Origin of the sequence: Polaromonas sp., from assembly GCF_039930745.1 — a bacterium.
Classification (GTDB): Bacteria; Pseudomonadota; Gammaproteobacteria; order Burkholderiales; family Burkholderiaceae_C; genus Polaromonas.
This window is the reverse complement of record NZ_JBDTTH010000021.1, coordinates 1-11,560: the sequence shown is the minus strand read 5'-3', so window position 1 is coordinate 11,560 and position 11,560 is coordinate 1. Positions and strand designations below refer to the sequence as shown.

Sequence of the window (11,560 nt, the reverse complement as noted above, 5' to 3'; positions counted from 1 at the left end):
GCATGGGTGAACACTACGGCATCCGCGGCGACTTTCGCCTGCACGACGCCCGCTTTCGCGGCGTGGTGCCGCCCAACACCTTTGTCGAAAAACTCTACACCGGTGCGCGTTGGGCGGAAGGGCCGGTGTATTTCCCCGCGGGCGATTTCCTGCTGTTCAGCGACATTCCCAACAACCGCATCCTGCGATGGGTGCCCGACGGCTCCGGGCCCGGATGCGTGGTGGAGTTCCGCAAGCCTTCCAATTTTGTCAACGGCAACACACGCGACGGTGAGGGTCGGCTGCTCAGCTGCGAGCACGGCACGCGCTGCGTCAGCCGCACCGGGCACGACGGCTGCCGCACGGTGCTTGCCTCCTCGTTCCAGGGCAAGAAGCTCAACTCGCCCAACGACCTGGTGGCCGGACCCGATGGCGCGGTGTGGTTCTCCGACCCGACCTACGGAATCCTGTCTGATTACGAAGGTTACGCGGCTGAGCCCGAGTACGGCGGCCGCTACGTGTTCCGCGTCGATCCTGCCGACGGGCGTGTGGAGGCCGTCGCGACCGACTTTGTGCAACCGAACGGATTGGCCTTTTCGCCGGACGGCCGATGGCTGTACATCGCAGACTCGGGTGCTTCGCAAGATCCTGAGGGTCCACACCACATCCGTTCGTTCCAGGTGAGCGAGGGCAGGCTGCGGGAAGGCGATGTGTTCGCGACGGTGGACGCCGGTATTCCCGACGGGCTGCGTGTGGACGTTCTCGGCAATGTGTGGACCAGTGCCGGCGACGGTGTTCATTGCTTCACGCCGCAAGGCGAACTGCTTGGCAAGATACTCATTCCGGAGCCGGTGGCCAACCTGGAGTTCGGCGGTCTGCGGGGTAACCACCTGTTCATTACCGCGACAACGTCGCTGTATTCTTGCTACCTGGCGACTTCAGGTGCGGGATGGCGCGCGCCCCAGTCCTGCTAAATGTTGACCTGCATGTGATGGAGATGCCGTCGCTGCGTTCTCTTTCAATCCGCTTTATGGCGAACTGGTAGCGACGTTCATCACCAGGAATGGCGGGCGCTCGTTACGCGTGTCAAAGTGACGCGAACGCACCATCCCGGGCAATCACGCAGTCAAGTCCACCAGGTCCACGTCCTTGTGGCTTAAGCTGTCGTCGAAGAACCCAAAGCCCGCTTGAGTTGCGTCTGGGCGATGGCAAGCCCGGATTGCCGGGCGCGGTCGACAACCGGCGCCAGGCGGCGAATTTTTTTCTGGGCATGGTCTTTGGCGATGTCGATCAGGCGATGCTCAAGAAAAGGGTTCAGCAGCCGGTCCCGCAATTCCTCCAGGTAGATCCGGGCCTCGGGGCCCGTCCCTTCTTTTTCAAACACCGGAAGTACCTCGTCGATCCACACGGCTTCCAGCGGCGTACGCATCGCCGGGGTGTGCATGGCTTGCACCACCGTCATGTCAGCCGGCCCCTTCAGTGTCTGCCAGAGTTCGGCAAGCACCGTGTGCCCCAGATTCAACAGCCAGAGCTTGCGTTGCTCGAATCCCGCCAGCGCGTCGGTGACCACCATGGCAGGATGGCTGCAGGGCAGGACCATGCGGGGCGTGTGTTCGATGGCCCAAAGCGCATAGGGTTCTGCCACCGCACCGGCGGGTTCAAGCGGAGAAGACACAATGCGGTCGACGAGCGAGTTGACCCACACGCAATGCTCCTGCACATAGCGCAGAAAGGCAGGCGTAGCGCCCCATTCCCGAGCCAGTGTTGTGACCAACGTGCGCAGGGTGTCGCCGTTGCGGCTCACCAGCTCGCAAGGGTAGAGTGTGAGCGGCGCCTCTGGCTGCGCCTGCCAGCGGTGATGCAAGAGCGCCACCAGCTTGGCCGGGTAACTGCGGGGTGTGCTGCCGGTTGTACGCAGCAAGTGCGCCGAGTCGCTTTCAACCCGCGCATAGCCCGCGTCTGCGGTGTTGGAGACGATGATCTGCACCGGGCCGGCCATGGCTTCGCGCATCAGCGCCCAGTCGCGGTCGGCATGCCAGACGGTGCGCACGGCGTTCACCTGTACCGTCTCTTCGACGGGCTGTCCGCGCTGCATGCCGCGCAGCTCCACGCGGTAGCCCCGGGCAAACGCTGCAGCGCGAGCGCTGCTCTGCTCGCTGCTTGTGCTTTGCACCACCGTGATGCTGCCCAGCGCCTGGCCTTGGGCCAGCGCCTGGGACACAAACAGGTCCACATGCGCCTGCAAAAAGCGCCCGGTGCCAAACTGCAGAATCGGGGTGCTCAGATGTGCCTCGCGCTCAGCATTCGATCAGCGCCTTGACAACGCCCTGTGTCGGGTCGAGCAGCTTGGCAAAGCTTGTGGTTACCTCGGCCAGCGGCATGCGGTGGGTGTTGAGTGCGGCGGTCGGAACTTTGCCGGCGCGCATCGCGTCGAGAACGGTTTCAAAGTCCTCCATGGTTGCGTTTCGGCTGCCCAGCAAGGTGGCCTCGCGCTTGTGAAACTCGGGGTCGGAGAATGTGATGCTGTCACGTACCACCGACACCATCACATACTTGCCGCCGTGTGCAATAAACTGGAAGCCGCGCTCCATGGCCCGCGCATTGCCGGTGGCATCAAAAACCACATCATAAAAGTCCCCGTTCGTCAGTGCGCTCAGTTCTGTCTGGTCGCTCGGCCCGATCAGCACGCCAGCGTGCGCCCCCAGGTGTTCCAGGCAAAACGCGACGCGCTCGGGCCGTGTGTCCAGCGCCGTCACCTGGCCGCCGCGAAGGCCGGCAAACAGCAGCGCTGCCATGCCGATGGGACCGGTGCCCACCACCAGAACACGTTGGCTGGGCCGCACATCTGCGCGGCGCACCGCGTGGGCGCCGATCGCCAAAAACTCCACCATGGCGGCCTGGTCCAGCGTCACGCCTTCTGCCTTGCGCACAAACTGGGCTGGGACGGCCAGGTATTCGGTGAAGGCGCCGTCACGGTGAACACCCAGTACCTGGATGTTCACGCAGCAGTTGGTTTTACCCTGGCGGCAAGCCACACACTGGCCGCACGACAGGTAGGGCATCACAAACACGGGGTCCCCGGGCTGCAGCGTGCTGTCTGGCGGGGCCGCTTCCACCGTGCCGGAAATCTCGTGGCCCATAACGCGCGGGTAGTCCAAGTAGGGCTGGTTGCCGGTGAAGATGTGCAGGTCAGTGCCGCAAACGCCTACGCGCCGTACGCGCAACAGTATCTCGTTGTCGGCGCAGGCGGGTCTGGCCCCTTCGATGGCGCGCAGCACGCCTGGGGTTTCGCAAATAACAGTCAGCATAAAAATCCTTCGGTCACACAGGGTTGGTCAAGGTTCATGTCAGTCAAGCTGGTATAGGCGACGAGCATTGCCGCCAAAGATCGCGGCCATGCCTTCGGCATCCATGCCCGCGTGGGCCTGGCACATTGCGTTGGCCATGGTCCACCAGTCCGCGTAGTCGGCGGCGAGCTCCAGTACTGGCCAATCGCTGCCCCATATCAGTCGCTGTGGGCCAAAACTGTCGAGCAGGTGCTCGACATACGGGCCAAGTGCGTGGGCAGTGGGCTGGGGGCCAGCTTCCGTCAGCAGGCCTGAGAGCTTGCAGTGGACCTGGGGCAGGGCGGCAAGCGAGTTCATTTTGGTGCGCCAGGGTTCCAGTCGACCACGAGCAATTTCGGGCTTGGCCGCGTGGTCAATCACGATGGGCAAGGCCGGGTGGCGCCGGGCCAGCACCAGCAGCGCGCCCAGATGCCGGGGCAGCACCAGCGCATCAAACACCAGGGCGTGGTCTTGCACGGCGCGCAAGGCCGGGTCTAGCGCCGGGTTGGTGATCCATTCGGTGTCGGCCAGGTCGTGCAGCATGGGACGCAGGCCCTTGAGCTTGCGGTGACATGCGAGTTCTGCAATTTGTGCGGGGGCGTCATCGGCCAGCAGGTCCACCCAGCCCACCACGCCCAGCACAAAGTCCGTGCGCTCGGCAATATCGAGCAGGTAATGCGTGTCTGCTACGGTGGGCAGCGATTGCACCAGCACGGTGCCGGTGATCTGGGCTGCGGCCAGCGCCGCCTGCAAATCGGCGGGGCCAAAGTCGCGATGGATGGCGGCCAGCGTGGCTGGTGGCCAGTGCCCGACGCGGTCAGCCAGCTTCCAGAAATGCTGATGGGCATCGATACGCATGGTGGTCTCAGGCGGGCACCGGTGCGGCCGGGTTCAGCAAGCCACGATCGCGCAGGGCCTGCCACAGGGCGGGAGGAATGTCCTGCGCCAGCCAGGCCACGTTCTGCTGCAGCTGCGCGGCGGTTTCGGCGCCGGTCACGCAGCACACCACGGCAGGGTGCGCCAACGGAAACTGCAGCGCGGCCGCCTGCAGTGGCACGCTGAATTCCTGGCAGGTTTGCGCCAGCGCCTTCACGCGCGCCACCACCGCGGGCGGGGCTTCGGCGTAGTTGAATTTCGTGTTGCCGGCCAGGATGCCGGAATTGAATGGCCCGGCCACCACGATGGCGTTGCCGCGGTGCTGACAGTCGTCAAAAAGTGGCGTCAGGCAGTCCTGCTCAAGCAGGGTGTACCGACCGGCCAGCATGGTGCAGTCCAGATCGAATTCCTGCATGCTGTCCATCACCACCCGCCATTCGTTCACACCTAGGCCTACCGCCTTGGTGGCGCCGCTGCTGCGCAATTCGTCCAGCGCTCGAAAGCCGCCGCCGGTTGTCAGTTGCTGCCAATGGTGCGCATGCTGCTCGCCATGGGTGTAGCGCCCAATGTCGTGCACATACAGGATGTCGATGTGGGCCAGGCCCAGGCGTTGCAGGCTGTCTTCGAAGGAGCGCATCACGCCGCTGTAGCTGTAGTCGTATTCGGGGCGAAACGGGTAGGGGTTGGCCCAACCGCCGTCGCCAGGTGCCACGCTGGCATCCGGGCGCAGCAGACGGCCCACCTTGGTGCTCACCACGTAGTCGTTGCGCGGGCAGTCGGCCAGGAGTGTGCCCAGGCGGTGTTCAGAGCGCGTGTAGCCGTAATAAGGCGCTGTATCAAAGTAGCGCATCCCGGCGGCCCACGCCGCAGCAAACAAGTCGTCCACTTCCCGCGCACTGGTGGCGCGGTACAGCCCCCCCATCTGCGAGCAGCCCAGGCCAAAGGCGGTCAGCCGAAGGTCCACGCGTGGGAGTTGTTTGAGGTCCGTGGTGTGCATAGTTTCATCCCCCGGCGGCCTGTGCCGGAGGTTTCTTGGGAGACGAGTTGGAGGGGTTAGTAGAGAACGTTCTTGGCTTCGGTGCTGTCGATGTTCTTTTTGTTGACCATCAACACGCCGGTGTCGCGGAAGGCAGGGACTTTTTTGCCTGATGCCAACTCGACCGCAGTTTTCACGCCCAGGCTGCCCATCTCGAATGCGCTTTGCACGGCGATGGCTTCGATCGTGCCGTCCTTCACAAAGCCTTGCAGGTCCGAGTTACCATCAAAGCCGATCGCAACGACCTTGCCTGACTTACCCGCTTGGGTCAGCGCGCGGCCCATGCCAATGGCGGTGGGTTCGTTGGCGCCGAAGATACCCTTCAAGTCGGGGTTGGCGGCCAGTACGTCGGTGGTCTGGTTCAGCGCCGTGCCCATTTGCGAGTTGGAATAGAACGGGCCCAGGATTTGCAACTTGGAGTTCTTTTTGATGTAGTCAGTGAAGCCACCCACGCGACCAATTTCCGAACCCGAACCGGCGGTGTACGACATGATGGCAATCTTGCCGGTGGTTCCGATCTTGGCGATCAAGGTTTTTGCGGACATTTCGCCGGCCACCTTGTTGTCGGTCGCCAGGAAGGACTGGTAGTAAGCCTTGCCCGCATTAGAAGCGGCAGAGTCAATCAACACCACAGGGATCTTGGCTTCCCAGGCTTTTTTCATAGCGGGGATGAGTGCGTCTGGATCGGACGGTGCGAGAACAATGCCGGCCACCTTGCGGTTCACAGCGTTTTCCACCAGGGCCACTTGGCCGGCCAGATCGGTGTCGGAAGCCGCGCCCTGGAAGGTCGCGGTGTAGCCCTTCATCCCTGCCACGGCGGCAGAAGAGCCTTTTTTCACGTTTTGCCAGAAGTCGGAGTTGGTCGTTTTTACGATCACGGCGATTTCCTTGTCGGCGGCCATCGCCATAGAAGACGCAGCCACCAGGGTGGATGCGACCAAGATGCTCAGTAATTTACGTTTGTTCATGTCATTCCTCATTATCGGTTTGGGGGGTGTTGACGAGATGTCCCGGTATGCCCTGCCGGTAGGGATCACTTGCGATGGCGCATCTGGTCAATCCATACGGTGAGCAGGATGACCACGCCAATCAGAATCTGTTGGGTGAAGGCGGAGACGCCGCCCATGTTCAAACCGTTTCGCAGAATGCCGATGACAAACGCGCCGATCACGGTGCCCGAAATCGTGCCCACGCCGCCGGTGAGCGAGGTGCCACCGATTACTGCCGCCGCGATGGCGTCGAGTTCGTACATCAGGCCTTCGCTGGGCTGGGCGGTGACCAAGCGCGACATCAATACGCAGCCGGTCAACCCGGCCAATAGGCCGGAGAACACGTAAGCGAACAGGGTGACGGCATTGACGTTCACGCCCGAGAGGCGCGCGGCTTCCATGTTGGAGCCCACGGCGTATAGGTGGCGGCCCAGCGTGGCGCGGTTGAGCAGCACGGAGACGCCGATGGCCAGCACGATCATCAGCAACACGGGGTAGGGAACGCCCACGAAGACCACATCGGGAAAACCGTCCTCGCCGATGTTGACGATGCGAAACAAGGAGCCGTTGCCCAGTTCGGCAAAGCTGTCACCCAAGCCACCAATGGCGCGGGCATCGGTGATTTGCAGCGCGACGCCACGCGCGACCAACATCATGCCCAGCGTGGCAATAAAGGGCGGTAGCTTCAACACGGTCACACACAGCCCGTTGATGAGACCGCACAAAGCGCCCGTCAGCAAGCCTGCGAGCATGGCTAAGGGCACCGGCACACCCGCCTTCACCGCCAGCGCAGCCACCACTCCAGCCAAAGCCAGAATGGCGCCCACCGACAGGTCAATGCCGCCCGTGATGATCACGCAGGTGGCCGCAATGCCCAAATAGGCAATCGAGGTCACCTGCAAGGCCACGGTCATGCCGTTGCCCAAGGTGAAGAAGGCATTGCTGGTGAAGGAGAAGACCGTGATCAGGGCCAGCAAGCTGGCCAAGGCGGCAAATTTTTGAATCAGATCTTGTTGTCGTTCGGTCATGGGTATCCGGGGAAATATCAAGAATGCGAAGGAGTGCTGCGGCCCGAGGCGTAGTGCATGACTTCCTCTTGGTTGGTTTCGCGGGTGGTGAGCGTGGTGACCAGGCGCCCTTCGTGGAACACGGCGACGCGGTCGGTCATGCCCATGATCTCGGGCAGCTCCGAACTGATCATCACCACGCCAATGCCTTGACCGGCCAATTGGTCCAGCAGTTGATAAATGGCGTACTTGGCGCCGACGTCGATGCCGCGCGTGGGCTCGTCAAAGAACAGCACACGCGATTCGCGGAACAGCCACTTGCTGATGACCAGCTTTTGCTGGTTGCCGCCTGACAGCAGACGGACGATCTGGTTGCTGCTGGGCGTGCGAATGTCCAGGGCTTTGATGAAACGTTCTGCCGCCGCCTGCTCCTGGTCAAACTGGATCATGCCGGCGCGGTTGGAGACGGCTTCCATGCGGGCCAAGGTGATGTTCTGTGCCACCGTCATCTTCAGCGCCAAACCATCGTGTTTGCGGTCTTCCGACAGGTAGGCCAGACCGTGCCGCACGGCGTCGCGCGGCGATTTGACCGCCAGCAGCTGGTCACCGAGGAACACCTGGCCCGCGTCGATGGCATCGGCACCAAAGATGGCACGCGCCACTTCAGTGCGGCCTGCACCCATGAGCCCTGCGAAACCCAGAATCTCGCCACGACGCAGTTCGAAATTCACGTCGTGAAACACGCCCTGACGCGTCAGGCCCTGCACGCGCAGCAACACCTCGGTGGTGGGCACGGACTGGCGCGCAGGAAACACATCGTCCAGCGAACGCCCCACCATCTTCGCCACGATCTGCTCCACGCTGGTGTTGGCAAAACAGTCGGTGCTGACATAGCGGCCATCGCGCAGCACCGTCACCCGATCCACGATTTGCGCCAGTTCATCGAGCCGGTGCGAGATGTAGACGATGCCCACGCCTGCACGTTTGAGCTCGTGGATGATGGCAAACAGTTTTTCGGTTTCCGACTCGGTCAGCGACGAAGTCGGCTCGTCCATGATCAGCACCTGCGCGTTGAGCGAGAGTGCCTTGGCAATCTCCACCATTTGCTGCTGCGCCACTGACAGGGTCTTGACCATTGCGTCAGGCGAAATATTCACGCCCAGCCGGGTCAGGCATTGCTGGGCATTGCGGCGCAGCGCAGCGCGGTCGATCAACCAGCCCTTTCGCGGCTCGCGCGCCAGAAAGATGTTTTCAGCCACCGAGAGGTGGGGCACCAGGTTCAATTCCTGGTGGATGATGGCAATGCCTGCGGCCTCGGACTCGGCGGTGGACTGGAACTGGCAAGCCTCGCCGCGGTAGTGCAAGTCGCCGGCGTCAGGTTGGTACTGGCCGCTGATCACCTTCATCAGGGTGGATTTGCCCGCGCCGTTCTCGCCGCACACCGCGTGCACTTCGCCACGCCGGATCTCCAGGCTCACATCGTCCAACGCAAGCACGCCCGGAAAACGCTTGGTAATGCCCTCCAGACGCAACAGCACGTCAGCGGCCGCCTTGGGGTGGGTGGCTTGAGGGCGGACGGGACCGGACACGGAAGGCAACAATGCAAACTCCTGTGGGGCGTTCAAGGGCTGGCAGGAGGATGTTTTTGCAGTTTGCAAATTGGTAAGGCCACTTGACTCAAAATCGGTATTTGGCCTTACCGAAACGGGCCTGCGTATTGGTAATTACCCCCGATTCCCGATGCAATACCGGGCATCACCGCCATAAAAGCCCGGTGCAGGCATGCGCGCAGTTGCGCCGTGGCGGCGTGCCTGGGCGTCTGGTTCAACTCATGACCATTCGCTGCGGTTGTTCTCCACCCAGCGCTGTTCCGAGGCATGCAGGTGCATGCGCACCGCGGTTTGCGCCGCCAGCACATCGCGGTTTTCCAGTGCGCGCAGGATGGCCTCGTGTTCTTGCAACGCGGCGGCCCACGTCTGGCCCGATTCGGAATGCGCACGCAGCCGCACTGAAATGGGGCTGTGCCGCCCGTCAAACAGCTCGCCGATCAGGCGCTCCAGCACGGCGTTGCCTGTCATGGCCGCAATGGTCTGGTGAAATTGCCGGTCAAATGCCAGTGGGGAGCGGTTCTGCCCTATGGCCACCAGCATGCTGTCCAGGATCTGGCGCAGCGCTGCCAGTGCGGCGGATGTGACTTTGGCACATGCCAGCAGCACCACGGTGCCTTCGATGGCGGCGCGGGCCTGCATCAGCTCGATCGGGCTTTCACCCAGGGTGGCCAACGCCTGCGGCTTGCGTTGCGTCACACTGCACACATACACGCCGGCGCCCATGCGCACTTCAACGCTGCCCTCAATCTCCAGCGCGATCAGCGCCTCGCGCACTGAGGGGCGCGAGACGCCCAGCTGCTGGGCGAGATCCCGTTCCGGGGGCAAGCGGGCGCCGGGTGCGTAGTTGCCCTTGTCGATGAAGGTGCGTATCTGGTCGGCAATTTGTTGGTACAACCGGCGGTTACCGACCTGTTTGAGTTGCTCCAGCATGGGATCCTCCGCTTGGGCTGCGTTTAGGTGAGGGCCGGCGGGGCGCCGGGTTGAAAGCCCTCGTGTCAGGCCAATTTTGCATGGTTTCCACGTTGGCTTTACCGATTGCGCCCAGTTCGCGCTATTGCTGCTGTCCGGGCACCATCATTTAACCGCTTTCCACCATGGCCCGCCGGACCCGCAACTTTGCGGCTCAGGACGTTGCCGGGGTTGGCAAAGTTAAAGTGGGTGCGTAGCCTCATCGTCCTGGCCCAGCGTTTTGCTGAGTTGCCCGTGGCGATCCGGGGTGCTGGTCACGGCGCCGGGCCTGTCGCTGTTGCTGGTGGGACGCGGTGCTACCTGGCGGTTTTCGGCGTCGGTCCCGTGCGTCGCCAGTTCGCACCCGGTTTAAGCCGATTGCTGCGATGCAGAAAGAAATATCACAACCCACCCTCGCCAAATTCGCAAGCTTGTGCGGCAACACCAGGGATAGCATCGCGGTTTTGCTTATTCCGATGCAGACATGACTTCCTTCGAATCCCTTCCCCAGGTCCGCTACGAGGGCCCGCAGTCCACGAATCCGCTGGCGTTCCGCCATTACGACGCTAAGGAGCGTGTGCTGGGTAAGACGCTGGAGCAGCACCTGCGGCTGGCCGTCTGTTATTGGCACACCTTCGTGTGGTCCGGCAACGATGTGTTCGGGCAGCCGACGTTCGCGCGGCCCTGGCACGTGCCCGGCGACGAGTTGACACTGGCACGCAGGAAGGCCGATGCCGCATTCGGCCTGATCTCGCGGCTGGGCGTGCCCTTCTACACCTTTCACGACACCGATGTGGCGCCGGAAGGCGCAAGCCTGGCGGACTACCGCAGCAATCTGTCGGCCATGGTGGACGTGCTGGCGCAGAAACAGCAGGAAACGGGCATCGAACTGCTCTGGGGCACGGCCAACCTGTTCAGCCATCCGCGCTACGCCGCCGGGGCCGCGAGCAACCCCGACCCGGAAGTCTTCGCCTACGCCGCGACGCAGGTCTTCAGCGCGCTCAATGCGACCCACCGCCTGGGCGGGGTCAACTACGTGATGTGGGGCGGCCGCGAAGGCTATGACACCCTGCTGAACACCGACCTGCGACGCGAGCGGCGCCAGCTTGGTCGGTTCATGCAGATGGTGGTGGAACACAAGCACAAGATCGGCTTCGGGGGGCAATTGCTGATCGAGCCCAAACCGCTCGAGCCGACCAAGCACCAGTATGACTACGACAGCGCGACGGTCTACGGTTTCCTCAAGGACTTCGGCCTGGAGCGCGAGATCAAGTTGAACATCGAGGCCAACCACGCCACGCTGGCCGGTCACAGCTTCCAGCACGAAATTGCCACGGCCGCCTCGCTGGGCATTTTCGGCAGCATCGATGCCAACCGCGGCGACCCGCAGAACGGTTGGGACACTGATCAGTTTCCCAACAGCGTGGAAGACCTCACACTGGCGATGTACGAGATCCTGCGCGCGGGCGGCGTCGGTAGCGGCGGCTTCAACTTCGATGCCAAAGTGCGTCGCCAGAGCATGGATCCGGTTGACATCCTGCATGGTCACGTGGGCGCCATCGACGTGCTCGCCCTGGCGCTCAAGAGCGCGGCCCGGCTCGTCGAGGCCGGGGAGCTCGAGCGCTTCCGCGCCGAGCGTTATGCCAACTGGGAGGGCGACCTGGGCCGTGGCATTCTTGGCGGGGACATGAAGCTCAGCGAAGTGGCGGAATACGCGTTCGTGCAGGATCTCCAGCCCCGGCCGGTGAGCGGCCGGCAGGAGTGGCTGGAAAACCGCGTGAACGCCGCG

At 62.9% G+C, this 11,560-nt stretch carries 10 protein-coding genes; 2 read left to right on the top strand and 8 right to left on the bottom strand.

What is annotated here, in order from left to right; genetic code table 11:
* The first annotated feature begins 2 nt into the window (after positions 1–2).
* Entirely contained in the window at positions 3–953 is a 951-nt protein-coding gene (locus ABI660_RS09250) for an SMP-30/gluconolactonase/LRE family protein (protein ID WP_348067160.1), read from the top strand.
* A 182-nt stretch (positions 954–1,135) separates the two neighbouring features.
* Here ABI660_RS09250 and ABI660_RS09245 read toward each other — a convergent pair whose 3' ends face one another.
* The 8 genes from ABI660_RS09245 to ABI660_RS09210 form a co-directional block, all read right to left on the bottom strand.
* Positions 1,136–2,263, bottom strand: a complete 1,128-nt coding sequence (locus tag ABI660_RS09245) for a mannitol dehydrogenase family protein (RefSeq protein WP_348067232.1) — start codon at positions 2,261–2,263, stop codon at positions 1,136–1,138.
* A gap of 13 nt (positions 2,264–2,276) precedes the next feature.
* Positions 2,277–3,287, bottom strand: a complete 1,011-nt coding sequence (locus tag ABI660_RS09240) for a zinc-binding alcohol dehydrogenase family protein (RefSeq protein WP_348067158.1) — start codon at positions 3,285–3,287, stop codon at positions 2,277–2,279.
* 39 nt (positions 3,288–3,326) lie between these two features.
* Positions 3,327–4,163 (bottom strand): amidohydrolase family protein, encoded by an 837-nt coding sequence (locus tag ABI660_RS09235; protein ID WP_348067156.1) that lies wholly within the window; start codon positions 4,161–4,163, stop codon positions 3,327–3,329.
* Positions 4,164–4,170: 7 nt separating this feature from the next.
* Positions 4,171–5,178 (bottom strand): aldo/keto reductase, encoded by a 1,008-nt coding sequence (locus ABI660_RS09230; protein WP_348067154.1) that lies wholly within the window; start codon positions 5,176–5,178, stop codon positions 4,171–4,173.
* Between the two features lie 56 nt (positions 5,179–5,234).
* Entirely contained in the window at positions 5,235–6,185 is a 951-nt protein-coding gene (locus ABI660_RS09225) for an ABC transporter substrate-binding protein (protein WP_348067152.1), read from the bottom strand.
* Between the two features lie 65 nt (positions 6,186–6,250).
* Entirely contained in the window at positions 6,251–7,234 is a 984-nt protein-coding gene (locus tag ABI660_RS09220) for an ABC transporter permease (protein ID WP_348067149.1), read from the bottom strand.
* A gap of 17 nt (positions 7,235–7,251) precedes the next feature.
* Positions 7,252–8,802 carry a sugar ABC transporter ATP-binding protein gene (locus ABI660_RS09215; RefSeq protein ID WP_348067147.1) on the bottom strand — a complete coding sequence of 517 codons (1,551 nt, stop codon included), beginning with the start codon at positions 8,800–8,802 and terminating at the stop codon, positions 7,252–7,254.
* Between the two features lie 240 nt (positions 8,803–9,042).
* A complete protein-coding gene (locus tag ABI660_RS09210) occupies positions 9,043–9,753 on the bottom strand; it encodes a FadR/GntR family transcriptional regulator (RefSeq protein ID WP_348067144.1) in 711 nt (236 codons plus the stop codon).
* A 502-nt stretch (positions 9,754–10,255) separates the two neighbouring features.
* Between ABI660_RS09210 and xylA the strand changes: the two genes are divergently transcribed.
* Positions 10,256–11,560, top strand: a 1,305-nt coding sequence (gene xylA / locus ABI660_RS09205; RefSeq protein ID WP_348067142.1) for a xylose isomerase, incomplete at its 3' end; no start/stop codon positions are given.